Origin of the sequence: Bacteroides sp. f07, from assembly GCF_042854785.1 — a bacterium.
Taxonomy (GTDB): domain Bacteria; phylum Bacteroidota; class Bacteroidia; order Bacteroidales; family Bacteroidaceae; genus Bacteroides.
On sequence record NZ_BAABXI010000004.1, the window covers coordinates 1 to 22,654 of the forward strand.

A 22,654-nucleotide genomic window follows, 5' to 3' on the forward strand; every position below is an offset into this window, starting at 1 on the left:
AAATAACCACATCAAACACTTCCATAACAAATACAGACTAAATTATCCGCCAGTAATCAGCCGATAGCCGACAGGTTATTTCTACTAAAAAACAATGGGAACTCCCATATAATTACAGGAATCCCCACTTTTCAACTATTTCTAATCCTCAAACTGGATACTAATATGCTACCGAAAGCGGAGCACGTAATTTTTGAGCATACTCCGCCATATATTTATTCCAGACATCAGCTGTCTTGATGGCAGCCTTATCCCAGGCAGAACCCCAGTAATAAGTATATTCAGAACCCGGTTCATATTCGCTGATAGCCAACACATGACCGTCGGCTCCTCCACGTTCTTTCTTTTCCTTTTCCGAGAAAAGAACCGCTTTAGCTTCTTTTACCTGTGCGGGGAATGCAGCGCCGACAAATATCTTGCCGTTCGCACCGCTACGGTCGGTTGTCGGGTCAACGTAAGTGATATAACCGTTTGCGGCATCTGCTACAACTGCACCGTCCGGTTCACGCAAGACGAGTCCGGTAGTCACAGGCATTGCCTCTTTCAGATTAGTATATGAGATAACTGCCTTATTGAGGTATGAGCCTGCATCCAAAGAGATGACACGTGTTTCTATCACGTTAGAATCACCACGAACCACAAGCGGGTTGAATTCCAGCTTTACAGTAAAGCGTAGCGGGCCGTTATCGAGGATTTCCTGAGTACGATAGCAGTAAGGATAGATAATCGTATCGCCAGCCATCAAAGCAGCCGTACCGCCGCCCAATGTAGGGCCTACGGCGTAGCAGTCCATTCCGTAACCATGATCAACATGGTAAGAGATGGCACGCCCCAGTTCGGCAGCCGCTTTCGGGTCTGTCTTTTTCAGTTCAGCTATCTTGGCACGCTTCTCCTTATTCAGTTCTTCAGCATACATACTTTCCAGGACAGGCTCGGTAGTATTATACTTCGTGAAGATATCGTAACCAAAGCCACGCTCGTTTCTTGCCTGTAAAGCAGGGCCATAGGCACGGAAACCTACGAGATCGTTCTCCCAGGCAACGTCATCCAGGCGTTCGGGGTAATATTTACCACAGGCAATTACGTTGAAAGGTTCCGGAGTACCCGGTTGGATGGTATAAGTAGCTGTGCCGTTTGCTTTTACCGTAGCAGGGAAAACGACTTTCTCGTCATATGTCACCTGGTAAGGCACTTGCTGACCGTCAGCGTCAAGTACTATAATCTGTGCCGTGTCTGCCAGTTGCAACTTTGCAACTACATCACCCATCGGTACTTCAACCATTTCCCCTACACGTTCCAAAGCCAGGGGATTGGTCACTGTGACCGTCATTGTCTGTTTACTGTCGGCACAGGAAGCAAAAGCCGTCAAAGCAACAGCAAGCAGAAAAAATATCTTTTTCATGATTGATTCTTATTAAATAAAAAATAAGGTGACAGATGAAAAGAGGATGCTCTTTGCCATTCTATCACCTTACGGATTAACTTTCTATCTTGTATTATTTCGGTTGTTTTCCGATATAAGCGAGGATACCACCGTCTACGTAAAGAACGTGACCGTTGACAGCGTTAGATGCTTCAGAAGCAAGGAACACGGCAGGGCCTGTCAGCTCTTCCGGATCCAACCAACGACCAGCCGGAGTCTTGGCGCAGATGAATGAATCGAACGGGTGACGGCTTCCATCTGCTTGCGGCTCACGAAGAGGAGCAGTCTGCGGAGTAGCGATATAACCCGGGCCGATACCATTACATTGGATGTTGTATTCACCATATTCAGAACAGATGTTGCGAGTCAGCATCTTCAGACCACCCTTAGCGGCAGCGTAAGCAGATACAGTTTCACGACCCAGTTCAGACATCATAGAGCAGATGTTGATGATTTTACCGGCACGTTTTTCCATCATAGCGGGAAGAACAGCCTTAGCAACGATAAACGGAGCGTTCAAGTCGATATCGATTACACGACGGAAATCAGCAGCATCCATCTCGTGCATAGGAACACGACGGATGATACCTGCATTATTTACAAGAATATCAATTGTACCTACTTCTTTAGCGATAGTAGCAACCATAGCCTGTACAGCCGGTTCGTCTGTTACGTCACATACATAACCGTGAGCCTTGATACCCTTTTCTGCATAAGCAGCCATACCTTTGTCTACCAACTCCTGATTGATGTCGTTAAAACAAACAGTAGCGCCTTGTTCTGCAAAAGCAGAAGCGATAGCAAAACCGATACCATAAGAAGCACCTGTAACGAGAGCTACTTTACCTTTCAAAGAAAAATTCAAATACTGATTCATAATTTTTTGTTATTAAATTAAGAAAACTTATTGTAGTTGTTTATTTCAAGTCTGTTATTAATGAGAAGTCCTGGTCGCCGTAGTCGAGGTTCTCGCCGCCCATACCCCAGATAAAGGTATAGTTGTGAGTAGCGGCAGCCGAGTGGATAGACCATTCGGGCGAAAGAACCGCCTGGTCGCCTTTCATCCAGATGTGACGCGTTTCGTCCACTTCACCCATGAAATGGCAGATAGCATGGTCTTCAGGAATTTCGAAGTAGAAATAAGCTTCCATACGACGGCTGTGTACGTGAGCCGGCATCGTGTTCCATACGCTTCCCGGAGCCAGTTCCGTCATACCCATCTGGAGTTGGCAGGTAGGCAATACCTGATTTACCAGCATCTTATTGATGTTACGATGGTTGGAACCTTCCAAAGAACCCATTTCAGCCACTACTGCATCGGCTTTCGTCACCTTGCGGTCGGGATAGTTGCGGTGTGCAGTCAGCGAGTTGAAGTAGAACTTGGCGGGATGCGTAGCATCCTTGCTTTCAAAAGTCACTTCACGGTCGCCCGAACCCAAATAAAGGGCTTCTTTATAATCAAGTTCAAATTCAGCGTCGCCTGCTTTCACGATACCGGGGCCGCCCACATTGTAAATACCCATCTCGCGGCGGGTCAGGAAGAACGGGGCTTTCAGCGGGTCAATCGCTTCGAGCGTCAACACCTCTCCTACCGGAAGAGCTCCACCCACAACCATACGGTCATACATGGAATACACCATATTCACTTCATTGGGGACAAATATCTTTTCGATTAAGAAATCTCTGCGGATTCTTGTAGTATCATAACTTTTTGCATCCTCAGGATGCGCAGCATAGCGAATTTCATAGTTCGTTTTCATACCTTATCTATTTATAGTTATTGAATAAGTTCTCTTTCTACGTGCACGTCGTTTACGTACACGGTGCAAAAATAGCAAAAGAAAACGGGTTAACCTTGCAATTTTGTTCCAATTATCCACCAAAAATGTCCATAATTGTTGCAATGTACACTTTTTTAACGAACTATAATACGATTGGAAGGAGATTTTCACCTATATGAAAGAAAAAGCGCGAAAGCTTTACTTTTTTTAGTATTCCGGAACAAAGTCATCAAACAGGAGGTAAACCAGATATCCGACCTCTTTCGTAACATCGCCATGAACCGTTCACAATTACCGTCCGCCTAGGAGCATACTTTGGCGGATGAAAAGAGACAGGAAGATATATTCAAGATACAAACCACACATTATCAACCGATTATTCATCTGTGTAGTATAGAAATAGTAGTCCGATTCTCCATTTTTTTCATCCTGACGTATTCGATACGATGCCCGGAATTTGAGTGAATAACAAGAAAAGCTTTACTTTGCCCCAAAATAAAAAAGCTATGAATCACTCCTTACTCAAAAAAACAGTATTCAGTCTCCTGTTGGCGTGTGCCACATATATATCGGGATATGCCGCGCCTGTCCGGGCGACCGCCACATTCTCCTACCATCCCGATTCGGTACGTGCGATATTAGAAGAAGAGCAACGTGCCGCATTCAATCATTTCTGGCAATTCGCCAATAAACAGACCGGTATGATTCACGCAGGCACAAACGTCAATAACAAGAACCTGACCACCGGTGGCAGCGGCTTCGGCGTCATGGTGATACTGACGGGAATAGAACGGGGATGGATTACCCGCAAAGAGGGGGCAAAGCATATTCTCACACTTGTACGCTACCTGGATAAAGCCGAACGCATAAAAGGGGCATGGTCGCACTGGATGAATGTAGAGGGGAAGCCTGTCAAGTTCGGCAAACAGATAGAATCCGGCGACCTGGTAGAAACGTCTTTTATGATGATGGGGCTTTATGCAGCCCAGGCTTATCTGACGGAGAACAACGCTGTAGAAAAAGAGATACGGAAAACAGTGGACAGTTTCCGTAAAACGATACAATGGAATGAGTTCGTGCACAACGGAGAACTTTACTGGCTATGGGAACGTACCAACGAAACGTTTACATTGCCGCTACGCGGATACAACGAAGCATTGATTACCTACATCCTCGCCATGGGTGCCCCCGACAAGTATGCTGTCGATGCGGATGTATACAAAAACGGATGGCAGCAGAACGGCAAGATATTCAAGCCCCGGCAGGCGCACTACGGTTACCCTTTTGTTATGGGAACCCATCTGAGCGGCCCGCTCTTCCTGTCACACTATTCGTTTTTGGGGATGAATCCCAAGACAATGCAGGACAAATACGCAGACTACCAGCAATATGGCACATACCACGCCATGATACACAGGCATTATTGTATGGAAGAAGCGCCCGGAGAATATCAATACGATGCGTTCAACTGGGGACTAAGTGCAGGTTCAGGCCCCAATCAGCCTGTCAAGAAGGGGTACAAGCCGCGCACTCCGAAACGCGATGACGGCGTGATAGCTCCTACCGCTGCCCTTTCGTCCATGCCTTACACACCTTTCTACTCCATACAGATGTTGCTCAACCTGCATTACAACTGCCCGCAGCTACGCACTCCGGGGGGATTCGGCGACGGTTACAGCCTTGTGGACAACTGGTACTTCAAAGGTAGAATCGCCATCGACCAGGCACCGGTTGTTATTATGATAGAGAACTACCGCAGCGGCTTCCTGTGGAAACTGCTAGCCAATCATCCCGACATCCGGAAAGGAATGGAAAAGGCAGACATACATCTTCCCGTCCATCCCACAGGCTTCCCGTATGCGATTGCGGATACGCGCACAGGCTATTACGATATGCTCCGTCACCCGGACAGGAAAATGTACGAACTGGATTTTTATCTGGAAGAAGCAGGTACAACCTCTTTCCAGATTGCAAACGAAACCGGTACGCAAGTTCTTTCGGAAATCCGGGCGGAAGAGTATCCGCGAGGTCTCAACCTGCTCTCTTTCGACCGCAGCAGGTTGAAAGATACAAAACGCTGCATCATCCGTCTGCTGAAGGATGGCAAAGTGAAAGCAGAAATAAAAGTCCAACTCAACTAATCCCCTTATCGAATATGAAACTTCAACCGATACTCTGTCTCTTCCTGCTGGCTGCCGCCTGTTCGTGCAGTTGTTCGGACGAACCGGTCTTCCACTCGGACGAACAGCCGGAGCTACCGTCTCTCCCTGCCATTACCGAAGGGAGCTATTTTGCCGATTCACTGGAATATACGCCGGAGAAACAAAGACAGACACTGACCGACATACAGCAAGGTTATTTCCGTTTCTTCTATGAAGACTATCAGAAAGATAGCAAGATGGCGCTTATCGGTACGGAACGTCCCGCAATAAACGTGGCGTTAGCCGGGTCGGCTTATGCCGCCACCGCCATTCCCGTAGCCGTAGAACGCGGATGGATAAGCAGGAAGGAAGGAGCACAGCGCTTCTTGGATATGTGTACTTTCCTCAACAGAGCCGAACGTTATCACGGTGCATGGTCGCACTGGATGAACGGAAAGACGGGAGCAGGCTCACCTTTCAACCCCAAACAGCAGTCGGCAGGCGATTTGGTAGAGACTGCCTTTATGATGATGGGATTATTCATCTGTTCGGAGTACTTTGACTCGGAAGACGCAACGGAAACCAATGCAAGGGAACTTGTGGCAAAGTTCCACAACGAAATAGACTGGAACTTCTACACCAACGGCGAGCCAACCCTCTATTGGGCATGGGACAAGAACCTGGGCTTCGCCCCATTGAAAATAACCGGTCCGTGCGAAGCTCTCCCCGCCTACTTATTGGCATTATCCGCCCCCGAAGAGTTTGCCATTACAGAAGATGTATACACTCACGGATGGCGCGGGAAGAAGTTCTTCAACGAGGGACGTACTACCTACGGATACACGTTCGAACTGGGTGGAGAAGAAAAAGGCGGCCCGCTCTTCACCACACAACACCCGTTCTTATGGATAAACCCTTTCATCTATCAGGATAACTATGCAGATTATTGGGAGTTCTGCACCAACCACGCACTGATAAACCGGCAATACTGCCTGAATGACGCCCCGAAAGAGTATCTGTACGACGAGCGGAACTGGGGGTTGAGCGCTTGTTACGGCCCGGCACCGCTAGGCTACAAAGGTCGTTCACCCGCGCAGGGACGCGATGACGGCACTATTTGCGCCACAGGAGCCATGGGAACCGTCACGGTCACTCCATTCTATGCCCTGCAAGTCATTAACTCGCTCTACCAAACACCCGGCATGAAAGGAACTTACGGCATTACAGACGCGTACAATACAAGCCTGGCTTGGGCAGACTCCCGATATTTATCCATCTCCGTAATGCCCATCGTGTCCATTATCGAAAATTACCGTACCGGACTAATCTGGAAACTGGCTTGGCAAAGCGAACCTATCCGCAAGGGACTTGAACTGGCAGGATTCAGGGAATCCGCCTATACGGAAGGATTCTGCCAGAACCCCGTCAATCTTCAGACAGGGGCGGCCGATTTGACCGCACACCCCGATACGGAGAAGTACATGATACGATACTGGAGCGATACAGCCTCAGCGAATATCCATTTCACCCTTAGCTGCGGAGACACGGTGCGCAAGGTTATCCCCGACACAGTAGACAAAGGCATCAACACCCTGCTGCTTCCCTACGGCCAATGGAGCAAGCGCGCATACCGCCTGAACATGTATAAAGACAATAAATTAACAGACACTTTAAACATTAACCTAAGATGAAAACCCCATTCCTTCAAAAGGGCATCAGCACGGCAGCCCTCTCTCTGGGCGCCGTAGCCGCCTTTGCCGCAGAAGACCGCCCGAACATACTCTACATCATGTCCGACGACCATTCTTTCCAGACCATCGGCGTATATGCGTCGGTACTGAAAGACTACGTGAAAACTCCGAATATCGACCGTATCGCGCACGAAGGAGTCAGGATGGACAACTGTTTTGTCACCAACTCCATCAGCACCCCTAGCCGGGCAGCTATCCTGACGGGACAATACAGCCACCACAACCAGGTATATACCCTCGCCGACGAACTTCCCGCCGGACACCCTTCCATGGCAAAGGAACTCCAAAAGAACGGTTATCAGACCGCCATCATCGGCAAGTGGCACATCGGCACACAGCCCGAAGGGTTCGACTTTTACAGCGTCATGCCCGGACAAGGCAAATATGAAAATCCCGGTTTCATGGAGAGCGGACTTCCTTTCGACGTGAAACATGCCGTACGCACCCAAGGCTACTGCACGGACGTCATCACGGACAAATGCATCGACTGGATGGAGAAAGCGGACAAAAACAAGCCCTTTTTCCTGATGTGCCACTTCAAAGCCCCACACACGCCTTTTACCCCGGCGGAACGTCACAAAGACCTGTACAAAGACATCGTGTTCCCCGAACCGGACAACCTGTACGAGAACCTCGACAACCGCCCCATACTGAAATCCGTACACAACAAGATTTCCAGCGGACGCTTTGCCGACAAGACATTGCCCAAGGAAGACAGGGTGAAAGATGCCTATCAGGAATATATCCGCACTTACCTCTCTTGCATCGCCGGAATAGACGAGAACGTAGGACGCCTGCTCGAATGCCTCGAAAAGAACGGGCAACTGGACAACACCATCATTGTCTACACTTCCGACCAAGGCTTCTACATGGGCGAACACGGGCTTGTAGACAAACGGCTGATGTACGAAGAAGCACTGCGTATGCCCCTGGTCATCCGCTACCCCCGGAAAATACGGGCAAATACCACCTGTCAAACTTTCGTGCAGAACATTGATTTTGCCCCGACACTCCTTGAATATGCAGGTATCCGGACTCCCGGTTATATGGACGGCAGAAGTTTCTGCGCCTCTCTCACCGGGAAAAAGGCCCCCGATGCACGGAAAACAGCCTATTACCGTTACTGGATGAACTTCAAGGGCTACAACATCCCCGCTCACTACGGGCTGCGTACCGACCGTTACAAACTGATTTATTTCTACGGCAAATCCTGCGGAACGAAAGGTTCCATCGACAAGCCCGGCTTCCAGCCTGTATGGGAGTTCTACGACTTACAGGAAGACCCGCACGAAATGACCAACCAGTACGGGAACAAGAAGTACGAGAAAGTGATAAACGAATTGAAAGAAACACTCCGGCAGACTCAGGAAGAAGTCGGAGACAAGCAATAATCAACAACCTATAAATTCACCAATATGAGAAATACTATTTTTATCCAATGTGCCGTCGCACTCGCCACCACGCTATTCATCGGCGGATGTTCCGACGACGATGACGCTGCACAGGGCGGAAACAAGCAAGGCATCACCACCACCGAAGCCGTCATCCCGAAACCTCTGCAATGGAATACGGATAATACCATTGCCTTATACGCGAAGAAGGCGGACGCTGAAAAGACACTCTTCTACACCGAAGAATCGCAAGTGAACCGGGCTACGTTTGAAGCGGTCAAGAAAGCGTTTCCCACCCCGCAGGAAGGTGACTATATACGTGCATTCTATCCCGCAGGAAAAGCCAAAGAGAAAGCAAACGTGACAGGTACTCTCCTGCCCGCCCCCGGTACCGACCCTACCGATACTCAATACATACTTACCCAAAAAGGAAATGCCACAACAGGGCATCTTTCTGCTTTCTACTATATGTATGGTGTCAGCACCTATGAAGAGGGTATCATCCAACCGATTGAATTTCAGCCGCAGATGTCCGTACTGACATTCAAAATCACATTGCCCGAAGCACTCATCCCTTCGACATTGGAAATCAGCACCGGCGGCAAGGATTTTATCAAGTCGGTCAATTGCAACAATTATCCGGCCGATGCCGCAAACTTCAAACTGACAACCAACGAAAGCACTAACAAGGTAACGTTGAACCTGAAAGATTGCGGCACCTTGCAGAAGTTGGAAGCTAATCTGTTAATCGTCCCTGTCGACTTGAGCGGCAAGCAATTCACCGTATCCGTTACAGATGCAAATAATGAAGTCTACACCGCTACCCTGGAAGGTATCACCTTCGAAAAAGGAAAGCAGCACACGTTTGAAATAGCCGTAGCCAAAGACGAAGAACCGGAGCCGGAACCAAATGATGACTACACCCAAACGGGAGAAGGTACAGCAGAAAGTCCCTGGATTATCACAACTGCCGGACAACTGCGTGCTATCAGCCGCGACTCGCACGAAGGCGATGCTATCACAGACTTTGCCGGAAAATATTTCAAACTGGATGCCGATATTTCCCTTGACGGAGAAAACTGGGAACCTGTTGGAAGCAATACACTTCCCTTTGCCGGTATATTGGACGGTAATAATAAAACAATCAGCGGAATGAAGATTTCCGGAACAAACACATCAAAAGGTATCGGATTCTTCGCCCATACCAAAGCCGCTAAAATCATGAATCTGACTATTGCCGGCTCCATCAATATCACAGCAACGGATGCCACTCAGACGGGAGGATTGATAGGACAAGCTACAAACAACACCATATTATCCGGTAATATTCGTTCGGAAGTCGACATAACTGTAGAAGCTACGGTGAAAGGAGATATAAAAACCGGAGGAATAATCGGTGAATTAGCAAGTACTTCATCGGTGGAAGGTTGTAACTTATCCTACAAAGGAAATATCAAAGTGGATAATCAGGGAACACAAAATGCCCACACAGGAGGAATCATCGGCGGGATGGTATCAGTCCCTGCCATTAACGGCATGGCTGATGCAATATGTACCGTTGAAAAGGGTACTACCATCTCTACTGAATCCCAGACAGGAACCGTATGGCTCGGAGGATTCTTGGGCAATTCCGCTCCCGGCTTACTAGCAAAACTTCCTGCCACGACTTCCCAGATGCTAGGAATATTATCAGCCAAGGCAAATGGAACCAAAGATGCCATCATCTGCTACATGGTAGGATGGAGCCAAAACGCAGCAACTACCAAAGGCTTCAGCGAGGTTTTCAAAAACAATGCCAACTATACTCTGGAAGGCTCTACCGTAACTTCAGCAAGCGGTAAGGCATATAAAAACGGAGAAGAAGTAGCCGCACCGTAAGAATGAGCATATTCCCGGCTTATGCCTATATATGGGTACTACAGTGTCCATATATAGGCAAAGCCGTGTCAATGTATCGGTATCATAGTGTCTATATACAGGCACAACCGCATATAAGTAAGAATAAGTTTTCATATCTCCCTTTGTACCGTTGCCAAAGTTTTGTATTTTTGCAATGAACTTCCTATACGATGTTGCAACTATGAAATACATTTGTGCGCTCATTACCATATTATTTGCCACAGCTACCGCTTTGGCAGCTTCCATCCCTTTCGTCAAGAACTTCACGAACAAGGAAGTGATGTGTCAGAACTGGGACATCGGACAAGACAGTAAAGGCATTATCTATATTGCCAACCGCTACGGCCTGGTATGCTACGACGGAAAGACATGGCAGACCTATACCACCAACGAAAACCGGACTATCCGTTCCCTGCATATCGCACCGGACGACCGTATCTACATCGGCAGCTATGAAGAATTCGGCTACTTCGAAAGAAACGAATACGGCAAGCTGGTCTACTCTTCCATCTCCTCTCTGTTCCGTCACAAGGAATTGAAGAACAAGGACATATGGAGCATCGAGCAGGAAGAGAACCTGATTTATTTCCAATCTTTTGCCGGATACTTTTCTTTTGATACCCAATCGAGGAAAGTAGCTTTCTACCCGGTAAAGAACATGATGCAACGCCTGTATAAGGTAGAGAACAAAATCTATGCGGTAGTCCAGGACGAACTTTACCGGCTGGAGAAGAACACCCTTACCAAACTGCCCGCCACCAGTTCTCCCCTTCAAAGCCCCGTACGTAGCATATTGCCCTACGACGGCAACCGCCTGCTCATCCAAACGGAAAACCAGGGATTCTGGATTTACGACCAGGGACAATATACCCCGCAGGCAACCATCAACAAAACCCCGAACATCTCCGGAAACAATGAAGCGCTCTATGCCGGAAACGGCAACCTGCTGGCAGGAACGCGCAGCAACGGGCTGCTCTGTTTCGACCCGCAAGGCAGCCTGCTCTACAAACTCGACTATCAGACCAAATTACAGCATAACACCGTCCTGTCCCTCTTCAAGGACAAATCCAACAACATCTGGATTGGACTGGAAAAAGGGCTCTCACTTGCCTTTACCAACGACTCTTTCTCCTTCCACTATCTGAAAGAGAACAATATCGGCTCTATCTTCGACGTCGCCTTGTGGAATGATTATCTCTATATCGCCTCTAACCAAGGCCTGTGGCGGATAAAAGCCGGCACGTTCATGTCTCAGGAACAAAACTTCTCCCCGGAACGGGTGAACCTGCCGGGCGGCTTCGTACAGAAACTACTGAAAACCAACGAAGGGCTTATCATCGGGCACAGCAAAGCCACCTACCTGCTGAACAGGCAGAACCAACTGTCCGAAATGTATCCCACCGGCGGGGCACTGGCAGGAACGGAGATTCATTACCCGCAGCAGCGCAAAGGCTTCCTGCTGGGCAGTTACAATTCTATAAATCTCTACGACATAGAGCCGTCCGGCAACTACTTATTCCGCCAACGGCTCACCAACTTCAACGGCTACCCGCGATACATGGAATTCGACAATAACGGAAACCTTTGGGTGGCTCACACGCGAAAAGGCATATACAAGCTGAAAATGGACAGGAACCGGACTGAATTTACCGGAAATGAATTTATCTCCTGCATCGGAGATTCAAGCCGCACGCAGATAGGCGTATTCAACGTCGGCGGAAGAATTGTATTCACTGACGGAAAACAGTTCCATACCTACAATGACCTCTCGGACTCTATCGTTCCTTACGACCGCCTGAACACTCATTTGGAATTTATCACCCACACCAGGCATATCGTAAAGGTGGACAACACCTATTACTGGTTTATCACGGACACGGGAGTCGCACTGGTCAATATGGCGGCTTCCGACACTCCGGTGATAGAAAAAGTACTCTTGTTCGACAACTACAACCTGCGGATGCACAAGGACTTCGAAAGCATCGTGCCCGTCACGCCCGAATATTCCATCCTTTGTGCGGAGAATGTGCTCGTAGTCATCCCCAACAAACCGGAAGCCGCCCCGTCTTCCCCCAACCAGGAATTGATTTTCAACCATATCATCTCCTACAATATATTGAAAGACGAGCAACAGAGCCTTCCTGTCCGCACGGAAGATACCGTCCATCGGCTGACGTCCGATTTTAACAGCTTGGACGTCCAGGTGGCATATCCTGCCTATAATGAGAACATCCATTTTCAGTTCAAGCTGGAAGAGAACGGCATAGAGAAACACTGGCAAGAGAAACAAAATGCGCCTTCCATCAATATCCAGCGGCTTCCGGCAGGCAACTACTGTCTGAAATGCAGGGCTATCGACGAAAAAGGGACAGCCGTGGCTACCGCTTCTTTCTCGTTCAGCATATTGCCGCCATGGTATCTGAGCCCGTGGGCATATGTCGGCTACATCTTCCTTCTGGCGGTGATTCTTCTGGCTATTTATGCAGGTGTCCGCCGGAGAACGTTACGCCAGCAACGCCACATCATCAAAGAACGTGAACAGCAAATCATCGAGCTTGAAAACAAAAGGCTCAACGACGAAATCCTGTTCAAAGGCAAGGAGCTGACGCAATCTACCATGACTATCATCGAGAACAACAGGACACTGCTCGCCATCAAAGAGGAGATAGAGAACCACAAACGGATGCTGGGCAGCCAATACCCTAACAAATACTATCAGAAGCTGATAGACATGATAGACAATGCCACTTCAAAAGGGAAAGAGTGGGATCTGTTCCTGTCGAACTTCGACCTGATTCACGAACATTTCTTCAGGAATCTCCGGCAGCGTTTCCCCGAACTGACACCCAACGACCTGAAGTTATGCGCCCTGCTGCGCTTGAATATGAGCACGAAGGACATGGCGGATATGCTGAATATAGGAGTGCGTGCAGTAGAAACAGCTAGATATCGTTTAAGAAAAAAGATGGAACTGGATTCGAATGTCGATTTGGTACAGTTCCTCATTGATTTCTAAGTGTCCGGGGAGTTGTTTCCGTTTCATAATCCGGCGTATCACAATCTACTTATTATTAACTACTTAACAAGCATAAAAAGCAGAATGAAGTAGTGATGTAGTATCCGTTTTCCTAAGAAAATCCGGGCTGACGTAACCAAATGGCACTGTTTGTTTTTATGTCTCGCCAAACAATGTTTTTCTTTGCATCACAACGAAAAATTAATGCAATTTATGAAAACAGTCGCCAAGAACAAACTATTATTAGGAGCAGTGCTTCCCCTGCTCCCACTTACCGGAACTCATGCGCAGAATAAAGCCAAGGAGTCCGCACCCAACATTCTCTTTATCATGTCCGACGACCATGCCGAGAAAGCCATCAGTGCCTATGGTTCCGAATTCTCCCGCCTGGCTCCCACCCCGAACATCGACCGGATAGCCAACGAAGGAGCGCTTTTCGAAGCCAATTACTGCTGCAACTCCCTGTCGGGCCCCAGCCGCGCTTCCGTGATGTCCGGAAAACACAGCCATGCCAACGGCTTTATGCGAAACGGAAACAAGTTCGACGGTTCGCAGCTATTAGTGCAGAAAGTATTCCAGGCAAACGGATACCAGACTGCCCTCATCGGCAAATGGCACCTCGTCACGAAACCTACCGGATTTGACTACTGGACTATCCTGAACGACCAGGGTGAATATTACAACCCCGACTTTATCACCGAAAACGACACGGTGCGCGTAGACGGATACGTCACGGACATCATCACCGAGAAAACAATGGACTGGCTGGAACACCGCGACCGGAGCAAGCCTTTCTTCATGATGATGAACCACAAGGCCGTACACCGTAACTGGTGGCCTGCCGAACGCCATTATCACTTATATGACAATGTGGACTTCCCTGTTCCCGAAAACTACTTCGACGACTATGAAGGACGCGAAGCCGCCAAGAAGCAGAAGATGAACATCTATCGCGACATGTACGAAGGACACGACTTGAAGATGAACGTGGCCAAAGGAAGCGATTCCCTGCGGTTCGACCCGTGGAAACACCTGAACCGGCGGATGACACCCGAACAATGGAAGCGGTTCAACGACAACTACCGTTCGAAAAACGACTCTTTCTGGGAGCAGAACCCGCAGGGGAAAGACCTCGCCATCTGGAAATACCAACGCTACGCACGTGAATACATGGCTACGATTGCCTCTCTTGACGAAAGCATAGGCAAAATGCTGGATTACCTGAAGAAGGAAGGGTTGCTCGACAACACCATCATCGTATATTGCAGCGACCAGGGATTCTATGTAGGCGAGCATGGATGGTTCGACAAGCGCTTCATGTATGAGGAGTCCATGAAAATGCCGATGATGATGCGTTTCCCCCCGAAAATCAAGGCAGGAACACATATCACGAAACTGACACAGAACATCGACTTCGCTCCCACTTTCCTGGAGATGTGCGGCATTGATGTCCCGAAGGAGATGCAGGGCGTGTCTTTCCTGCCACTGCTGGAAGGCAAAAAGACACCGGACTGGAGAAAGTATCTATATTATCATTTCTATGAGTTCCCCGGCTTCCACAGCGTGCACAAGCATTATGGAGTGAAGGGAGAGCGTTACAAGCTGATGTACTTCTATCAGGACAAAGTATGGGAACTCTACGACTTAAAGAATGACCCGACGGAAATGCATAATATCTACGGCCAGAAAGGTACGGAGAAAATAACGGCAAAGCTGAAAAAGGAACTGGCCAAGCTGCAACAGCAGTACGAAGTGCCTCAGCGTTGCATGGAATAATCATTTTATGACTCTTAAATTCAGAAAGATATGAAAAACAATATGTATGTCAAGCTTATGTGCAAGACGCTGTTCACGATTTGCCTGCTTATGATAGCGGGATTGTCGCAAGCGCAGAATATCGAAGTGAGCGGAGTGGTACTGGACGAAGCGGGGGAACCGCTTCCCGGAGTATCCATTCAGATAAAAGGAACCCAACGGGGCGCTACTTCAGGAATCGACGGGGGCTTTACTTTCAAAGCAGGGCCGAGGGCTACACTGGTCTTCTCATTCATCGGTTATGAGAAACGGGAAGTGGAACTGAAAGGACGGAGCAGGCTCCGTGTTCAAATGAACCCGACAGTCAATCAGTTAGACCAGGTAGAGATTGTAGTCGGCTACGGCTCGCAACGGAAAGAGGACTTGACCGGAGCCATCTCCACCCTTTCCGGAAAAGAACTGAGCGAAGTCCCGACCGTGAACCTGCTCGATGCCATCGGAAGCAAAATCCCCGGAATGCAGGTTTTGGGAACTTCCGAACCGGGTGAGACGGCTTCTGTCAGAATACGCGGCGTAGGCTCTTACAACGACTCGGAACCTATCTGCGTAGTGGACGGACAGTTTATGACACTGGAAGAGTTGAATGCCATCAATACAAGCGATATCCTCTCTATCACCGTACTGAAAGATGCTTCCGCCACCGCCATCTACGGTTCGAGGGGAGCCAACGGAGTAATCCTTGCCACTACCCGGCAAGGCTCCGGCGAACAGGGAATCACCCGTGTGAACGCGTCCGTTAACTTCTCGCTGTCCGAAATGGAACGCTTGCTTCCATTGGCGAATACAAGCCAGTATCAACAGATACGTAACCTTGAATATCTGGCCAACAACTATCAGAACGCGGATGCCGCCAACTCCATTCCTTACCCCGAATGGCAGACGGCAGGCAAAGGTACTGACTGGCAAGACCTTGCCAACCGGACAGCACTGACGGGAAACTATCAGGTCAGTGTTTCGGGAAGCACGAAAAAAGCCAATTTCTATGCCGGACTGGGGTATCTGCACCAGGAAGGGGTGATAGAATACACCGACTACAAGCGCCTGAACGCAAAAATCAACGCCTCCTACCAGCTCTATAAAAACCTGAAAATTGGTGTGAACATGCTCTTTACCACCGACAACAAAGGCGGAGTGGAAAACAATGTTTTCTCCCTGACCGGAAAGCGGTTGCCGGACGCTCCCGTATATAACCTGAGCAGTGACAGCGACAGTGAGAACGACTTCAACGGAGGAGACAACAACCCGTATGCCCTGTTGCACTACACACACGACCGCTACCGGAAAATCAACAGGTTCAACAGTAACTATTTCCTGGAATGGAATATCATCAAGCCGTTGCAGTTCAGGACATCATTCTCCACGACTTACGCCAATACCGAGGAAAAGATATTCCTTCCGGCTTTCATGGAAAACGTGGAAGACTCCAACTCGCCTTACAAGATTTCAAGGCTGACTCACAACAGCGCCAACAACAACTCATGGCAACTGGAGAACACGCTGACCTACAACCTGCACAAGAAAGACCACCGGCTGACAGTTATGGGCGGCTTCACCATGCAATATTACCGTACGCAATATGCCAACCTGTTCGCCACCGGACTGCCGTGGGAAGCCTGGAAGAACCGTAACTTATGGTATGTAGGGCAAGGAACATCCGTGACCGGCGCCGACGGTGGTTCGGAAAAAAGCTATGTGTCCTACCTCGGACGTATCACTTACACTCTGAAAGGGCGTTATAACGTGATAGCCACGGGACGCGTGGACGGCTCTTCTTCCTATCCCAAGAACAACCGCTACGGATTCTTCCCGTCATTAGGGCTCGGTTGGACAATGTCCGAAGAGAATTTCCTGAAAGGTGCCCGATGGATGGACAAGCTGAAACTCAGGGCGAGTTACGGCGTAGTGGGCAATGACAAGGGCGTAAGCAATGCACAGACACTTTATGCCAATAGCGTAAACATTGTCACAGGCCCCAACAATGATATTTATTCGACTGACGCGCTGAAATTAATGTACGACACCACCCTGTCTTGGGAAGAGATGAAATCTTTCAATCTCGGTGTTGATTTCACCGCTTTCCGCAACCTCTTTTCCGTATCGGTAGACTGGTTCTACAAGGAGACGTCGAAAGTGATGATGCCGTTGCTGATTCAGCCGTCAAAGTTTAATGTGACAAGCAATATCGGAACCGTGACCAACAAAGGACTGGAATGGAACGTTGCTTATTCCCCCAAACTGGGGAATGTAAACAGTATGTTTACCCTGACAGGCTCTACCGTGAAAAACAACGTGAAAAAGATTAATGATAATATCGGCGGTATCAGCAATGCCCCCAACCGGACACTGGAAGGCTATCCTATCGGGAGCTTCTGGGGATACAACGCTATCGGAGTCTTTCAGAATGACGAACAGTTGGCAAGCCTGCCGCATATCAACGGAACACGTGTGGGAGAACTGATATTCGAGGACGTAAACGGTGACAAGGTGATAGACACCAACGACTATGTGTACCTGGGGTCTTATATCCCGAAAGTACAGCTCGGATTCAACGCGAAGTTCTCTTACAAGGGTTTTACACTGATGGCAGACCTTACCAGCGGACTGGGGCACAAAGTCTACAACCGGCGCACCCAATACCGTCAGGATGCACAGAACTTTACGACTGCCATGCTGGATGCCTGGCACGGTGAAGGCACGTCCTATCACACGCCGCGCGTATTTGTCCGCGGAGACGCGTCATCCCTCGACAGCAGTTATTTCATTGAAGACGGAGACTATCTGAGCATAGCCAACGTGCAGCTCTCTTATGCTTTCCCCAGAAAACTGCTGAAAAAGATTCGCATGAACAACGCACGTATCTTCCTGTCGGGAGCCAACCTGCACACGTTCACCAAAGCAACCGGATACAAGACGCAAATCAGCTCCACCGGCAACGCCAACAGGGGCGGTATAGATGATTTCGGGCTCTATCCCGACAACCGTACTTTCACAATAGGTACTTCCTTTTCATTCTAAACTTAAAAAACAAGCATCATGAAGAACAAAAGAATCATTATAACTGCTGTCACAGCAGGTCTGCTTGCCGGATTCTTATCCTCTTGCATGGATAACTTTCTCGATAAACCGGCACACAACATGACTCCTTCCGTCTCCCTGAACGACCCCGTCAGGCTGAGTTCGTCCGTTTACAGTGCCATACTCACATTAGGCGAAGGACAAGGGGACGCTTTCAGCAGCATGGGGGAAATCGCTTCGGACAATGCGCTAAGAGGCTCTATACTAAGCGATGCGGGAAACGTGACGCACAACCGTATGTACAACCAGTTCCAGAACTTCTACGGGATTGCCCCTTCTTCCACCAATTTCATCAATGACATATGGACAGCGAGCTACAAGGGCATCGACCGCACCAATATCAATATCCGTGCACTGGACAGTTACTTTGACGAGTTTATGAGCAAGTACAAGAACGGGCTGATTGCCGAAAACAGGGTGGTACGCGCTTTCTTCTATATGATGTTGGTCAATACATTCGGAGAGGTCGTCATCCTGCCCGAAGAGGGGGATATCACTCCCGCCGAATATGCCAGGCTGACCAATGACAAGTCCGTCACGCAACTCTATGATTATATCGTGGAAGATTTGCGCCAGGCTGTGAAGTACATTCCCACCAAACAGGAATGGGCGGAGCTATACGGCATCAACTGGCAGGGACATACTCACTTGGGCTCTGCACAAGGCTTATTGGCAAAAGCCCTGCTCTACCAAGCCGCCAACGAACTCTACTTCAACCATGACCAGGAGAAAGCGGAAAAGTGCTATCAGGAGATTGTGGAGATTGTCAAAGCAATGGAAGAAGAGTATCCGCTATACGGCAATTTTGAGGAAATATTCCGGAGAGCAGGCAATTATTGCTCGGAATCCCTTTTCGAGATAGGGACGGAATCTACTGCCAACGGCGACACCCGCTTTGCCGGATGGCGGCCTTCACAACCGAGGTCGTACAATGGATACGGGCGTGTAGCCCCTACGCTGAACCTCATCAACCAGTACGAGAAAAACAGCACGGGAGAGATTATTGACGCGCGTTATTTCGGAACGGTTCTGTTCGGCGTTACCAATCCGCTCAGCGGCATGGCGCATCCGGGCAACAACAGTCCGTTCCGGAAGATAAACGGTGACTTGATTAACGGGGTGGCATTCAACAATAAGAACCTGCTGGCTACCGGATGGCCGAACCGCTATTCGAGAAAGGCAGCGCAGGAAAAACCGGTCAGTACGAGCAATACTCCGCAGACAAATCTGGGGGGAAGTAATCTGAAATTACTCCGCATGGGTGAAGTCTTGCTGATAGGAGCGGAAGCCGCATATCACGCCGGAGAGGACGGACTGGCTGTCAGATGGCTGAATCTCGTGCGGAAACGGGCGAATCTGGAAGATTCTCCGGCAACATCGGGTACAGCACTACTGGAACAGATATGGAAGGATAAACGCCTCGAAATAGCCCTTGAATGGAGCAACCGCTATTATGAACTGGTGCGCATAGACAAACTGAATCCCGGCTATATGATGGCAGCTATGGATGCCAAAGTGAACGACGAGTTCAACGGCATCGAACAACACCTGAATAATACAAACGGGTGGAACGCCATCAACAAGCCTAATTTCCCGATTACCCAGGAGAATTTCAGGACACTGATTCCTCTTTGCAACAAGCTGGAAGTGCCGCGCAATTATACCATGCCCATTCCTACCGCCGTATTATCGGATATGCTGAATGTGAAACAAACTCAATATTACAGATAAAAACTCATGAAACGAAACTTTTTGTACATAGCTGTCTTCAGCCTGCTTACACTATCGTCGTGCGGCAACCGGCGTACGACAACGGATGACTCCGACCGTATAATCGCCCATAAAGTAGACTCTCTCTTGAAAAAGATGACATTGGGGGAGAAGTTGGGACAAATGATAATCTATCCCACCAAAGGCAATATAACAGGGCCTACGGGTTCGGTAGACAACATCGAGGAACTGATAAAGGAAGGGAAATGCGGCAATCTGTTCGGTGCACTCACTGCCTCGGAAGCCCACAGGCTGCAAAAGCTGGCGATGGAAAACACCCGCATGAAGATTCCTTTGTTATTGGGTTGTGATGTCATCCACGGATACAAGACTATCTTCCCCGTCAACCTGGGCATCTCAGCTTCATGGGACTTGGAAGAGATAGAGCGCTTCGCACGGATATCTGCGGAAGAGGCTTCTTCCGTCGGGCTGCACTGGACGTTCTCTCCGATGTGTGACATCAGCCGCGACCCACGCTGGGGACGTGTGTCCGAAGGTTCGGGCGAAGACCCTTATCTCGGCGGGCTTATCGCAGCGGCAATGGTACGGGGATATCAGGGGGAGGATTTGTCGAAAGACAATACCATTCTTTCTTGTGCCAAGCATTTTATCGCTTACGGTGCTGCGCAGGCAGGACGGGATTATCACACGGTGGACATCTCCGAACGGGAACTGCGGGATACCTATCTCCCACCCTTCAAGGCTGCCATTGATGCCGGAGCCGGCACCGTAATGAGCGCATTCAACGAATATGACGGTGTGCCCTGCACGGCAAACAGCTTTCTGATGCGTGACCTGTTAAGAAAGGAATTAGGCTTCAAAGGTTTCGTCGTATCGGATTATACGGCTGTAAAAGAGCTGATAGCACACGGTGTCGCCGATAATGACAAAGAAGCCGCCTGTCTGGGCATGAATGCAGGAGTGAATATGTGTATGGTGGATAATCTCTATCTTTTCCACGGCGAGAAGCTGGTGAAAGAAGGAGCGGTTAGCGAAGAGACTATCAACGAGTTATGTGCCGAGATTCTGACAATAAAGTATAAATTGGGATTGTTCGACAATCCTTATCGTTACGGAAGTGAGGAAAAGGAAAAGAATACGCTGTTCAACGACAGTAATCTGTTCGCAGCCAAAGAACTGGCTAAGAAATCGATGGTATTGTTACAGAACAAGGATAACGTACTTCCCGTAAAAGAGGGAAAGAAAATTGCCCTTATCGGCCCCTTTGCCAACCACAAACGAGAAATGCTAGGTTCATGGGTGCTTGCTCCCGACCCGAAACGTACCGTCACTTTCCTGGAAGGCTTGGAAAGCAGGTACGGACAACAGAATGTCTACTTCGCTCCCGGCTGCCGGATACACGAAGAGATACCCGACGGTTTCAAGGATGCCATAGCCCAGGCGCAAAAAGCGGATGTGATTTTCTACACGATGGGACTATCCCAAAAGGAAAGCGGCGAAGCGTCAAGCATGACTTCATTAAAACTGCCGGAAGTGCAGATACAATTGCTTGAAAAGCTGAAAGCGACCGGAAAACCGGTTGTTGTCCTGCTTGTGGCAGCCCGTCCCATAGAGCTTAAAGAGGTGGCGGACAGGGCCTCCTCTCTCCTGCTCACCTGGAATCCCGGCACGATGGCAGGAACGGCACTAGGAGAAGTCGTGAGCGGTGATTACAATCCTTCCGGCAAGCTGACGATGACTTTCCCGCTAGTCACAGGTCAAGTCCCCCTCTACTATAACATGAAGAATACGGGTCGCCCGCTAGGTCTGAAATCCGTATCGAGCGAGAAGTACAAGTCACGCTATATCGACTGCCCGAATGAACCGCTTTACCCCTTCGGATATGGCTTGAGCTATGCCACATTCGAGTACTCGGATATTCAACCCTCTTCTGTCATTGCCGAAGAAGGAGACAAACTCCAATTCAGCGTGACCGTCACCAATACGGGCAAGGTAGACGGTGAAGAGGTGGTCCAGCTTTATGTATGCGATATGAAAGGTAGTGTAACACGCCCGGTAAGGGAGCTCAAAGGCTTTAAGAAGGTTCTAATCAAAGCCGGAGAGAGCCGGAAAGTCACATTCACCCTGTCGCCCGAAGACCTTTCCTTCACACGCAAGGACATGACTTGGGGACAGGAAAAAGGTGAATACAAACTATGGATAGGCGGAGACTCCAATGCAAAGCTAAAAGCTTCTTTCACCATTAAATAGCTCCAGCTATTGACTTTCCCCTTTTTATTTTGTATCTTTGAAGAACCAAAATAAGAGAAAAGCAGTATGAGTTATATAAAAATCAAGACATAATAACACATTATCGAACATATATTTCCATATATGGAAGAACTACAACGGGAGAAAATCAGCACTGATTTTCTCCCGTTTTGTTTATATTATTCCTATAATATCCCGAAATTTCCCAAAAATAGTTTTTAATAAACTTGGATACCGTTTATAATAAACCCTCCAACTATTTATTAAAAACAGTATCCGGGTTTATTATAGAACTGTAAAGATATTATTGCTGACTAAACAGAGACTTATTCGCAAAAGAATAAAGTAATCATTAAAACAGTTAATATTATATACAAACAG

Annotated in this window: 12 protein-coding genes; 9 read left to right on the forward strand and 3 right to left on the reverse strand. The window is 48.6% G+C overall.

What is annotated here, in order from left to right; translation table 11 throughout:
• Positions 1-160: 160 nt before the first annotated feature.
• From ACGHVY_RS24235 to kduI, 3 genes are all read right to left on the reverse strand, one after another.
• On the reverse strand, positions 161-1,402 hold the full coding sequence (locus ACGHVY_RS24235; RefSeq protein WP_308745336.1) for a DUF4861 domain-containing protein: 1,242 nt from the start codon (positions 1,400-1,402) through the stop codon (positions 161-163).
• Between the two features lie 94 nt (positions 1,403-1,496).
• Positions 1,497-2,300 carry a gluconate 5-dehydrogenase gene (locus ACGHVY_RS24240; protein WP_294553844.1) on the reverse strand — a complete coding sequence of 268 codons (804 nt, stop codon included), beginning with the start codon at positions 2,298-2,300 and terminating at the stop codon, positions 1,497-1,499.
• Positions 2,301-2,340: 40 nt separating this feature from the next.
• Positions 2,341-3,183: a 5-dehydro-4-deoxy-D-glucuronate isomerase gene (gene kduI, locus ACGHVY_RS24245; protein WP_390602075.1), complete on the reverse strand. Its 843-nt coding sequence runs from the start codon at positions 3,181-3,183 to the stop codon at positions 2,341-2,343.
• Between the two features lie 527 nt (positions 3,184-3,710).
• On the opposite strand from kduI, the gene ACGHVY_RS24250 reads away from it, so the two are divergent.
• The 9 genes from ACGHVY_RS24250 to bglX all read left to right on the forward strand — a co-directional run bounded on the left by ACGHVY_RS24250 (position 3,711) and on the right by bglX (position 22,273).
• The gene (locus tag ACGHVY_RS24250; RefSeq protein ID WP_390602076.1) at positions 3,711-5,345 is read left to right on the forward strand and encodes a glucoamylase family protein; all 1,635 of its coding nucleotides are present in this window, start codon (positions 3,711-3,713) and stop codon (positions 5,343-5,345) included.
• Positions 5,346-5,359: 14 nt separating this feature from the next.
• Entirely contained in the window at positions 5,360-7,036 is a 1,677-nt protein-coding gene (locus ACGHVY_RS24255; RefSeq protein ID WP_390602077.1) for a glucoamylase family protein, read from the forward strand.
• Positions 7,033-8,487: a sulfatase gene (locus ACGHVY_RS24260; protein WP_390602078.1), complete on the forward strand. Its 1,455-nt coding sequence runs from the start codon at positions 7,033-7,035 to the stop codon at positions 8,485-8,487. Before ACGHVY_RS24255 ends, ACGHVY_RS24260 begins: the two co-directional genes overlap by 4 nt.
• A 24-nt stretch (positions 8,488-8,511) precedes the next feature.
• Entirely contained in the window at positions 8,512-10,365 is a 1,854-nt protein-coding gene (locus ACGHVY_RS24265; protein ID WP_390602079.1) for a fimbrillin family protein, read from the forward strand.
• Positions 10,366-10,567: 202 nt separating this feature from the next.
• Positions 10,568-13,402 carry a triple tyrosine motif-containing protein gene (locus ACGHVY_RS24270; RefSeq protein ID WP_390602080.1) on the forward strand — a complete coding sequence of 945 codons (2,835 nt, stop codon included), beginning with the start codon at positions 10,568-10,570 and terminating at the stop codon, positions 13,400-13,402.
• 213 nt (positions 13,403-13,615) lie between these two features.
• Positions 13,616-15,178 (forward strand): sulfatase, encoded by a 1,563-nt coding sequence (locus ACGHVY_RS24275; RefSeq protein ID WP_390602081.1) that lies wholly within the window; start codon positions 13,616-13,618, stop codon positions 15,176-15,178.
• Positions 15,179-15,208: 30 nt separating this feature from the next.
• Positions 15,209-18,232, forward strand: coding sequence for a SusC/RagA family TonB-linked outer membrane protein (locus ACGHVY_RS24280; protein WP_390602082.1), 3,024 nt, complete (start codon positions 15,209-15,211; stop codon positions 18,230-18,232).
• An 18-nt stretch (positions 18,233-18,250) separates the two neighbouring features.
• On the forward strand, positions 18,251-20,023 hold the full coding sequence (locus ACGHVY_RS24285; protein ID WP_390602083.1) for a RagB/SusD family nutrient uptake outer membrane protein: 1,773 nt from the start codon (positions 18,251-18,253) through the stop codon (positions 20,021-20,023).
• Between the two features lie 6 nt (positions 20,024-20,029).
• Positions 20,030-22,273 carry a beta-glucosidase BglX gene (gene bglX, locus ACGHVY_RS24290; RefSeq protein ID WP_390602084.1) on the forward strand — a complete coding sequence of 748 codons (2,244 nt, stop codon included), beginning with the start codon at positions 20,030-20,032 and terminating at the stop codon, positions 22,271-22,273.
• The last annotated feature ends 381 nt before the right edge of the window (positions 22,274-22,654 follow it).

Excerpts from the sequence above, each read along its gene's own strand:
- ACGHVY_RS24275 (WP_390602081.1), top strand. The coding sequence starts at position 13,616 with ATGAAAACAGTCGCCAAGAACAAACTATTATTAGGAGCAGTGCTTCCC.
- ACGHVY_RS24265 (WP_390602079.1), top strand. The coding sequence starts at position 8,512 with ATGAGAAATACTATTTTTATCCAATGTGCCGTCGCACTCGCCACCACG.
- ACGHVY_RS24280 (WP_390602082.1), top strand. The coding sequence starts at position 15,209 with ATGAAAAACAATATGTATGTCAAGCTTATGTGCAAGACGCTGTTCACG.
- kduI (WP_390602075.1), bottom strand. The coding sequence starts at position 3,183 with ATGAAAACGAACTATGAAATTCGCTATGCTGCGCATCCTGAGGATGCA.
- bglX (WP_390602084.1), top strand. The coding sequence starts at position 20,030 with ATGAAACGAAACTTTTTGTACATAGCTGTCTTCAGCCTGCTTACACTA.
- ACGHVY_RS24250 (WP_390602076.1), top strand. The coding sequence starts at position 3,711 with ATGAATCACTCCTTACTCAAAAAAACAGTATTCAGTCTCCTGTTGGCG.
- ACGHVY_RS24240 (WP_294553844.1), bottom strand. The coding sequence starts at position 2,300 with ATGAATCAGTATTTGAATTTTTCTTTGAAAGGTAAAGTAGCTCTCGTT.
- ACGHVY_RS24260 (WP_390602078.1), top strand. The coding sequence starts at position 7,033 with ATGAAAACCCCATTCCTTCAAAAGGGCATCAGCACGGCAGCCCTCTCT.
- ACGHVY_RS24235 (WP_308745336.1), bottom strand. The coding sequence starts at position 1,402 with ATGAAAAAGATATTTTTTCTGCTTGCTGTTGCTTTGACGGCTTTTGCT.
- ACGHVY_RS24285 (WP_390602083.1), top strand. The coding sequence starts at position 18,251 with ATGAAGAACAAAAGAATCATTATAACTGCTGTCACAGCAGGTCTGCTT.
- ACGHVY_RS24270 (WP_390602080.1), top strand. The coding sequence starts at position 10,568 with ATGAAATACATTTGTGCGCTCATTACCATATTATTTGCCACAGCTACC.
- ACGHVY_RS24255 (WP_390602077.1), top strand. The coding sequence starts at position 5,360 with ATGAAACTTCAACCGATACTCTGTCTCTTCCTGCTGGCTGCCGCCTGT.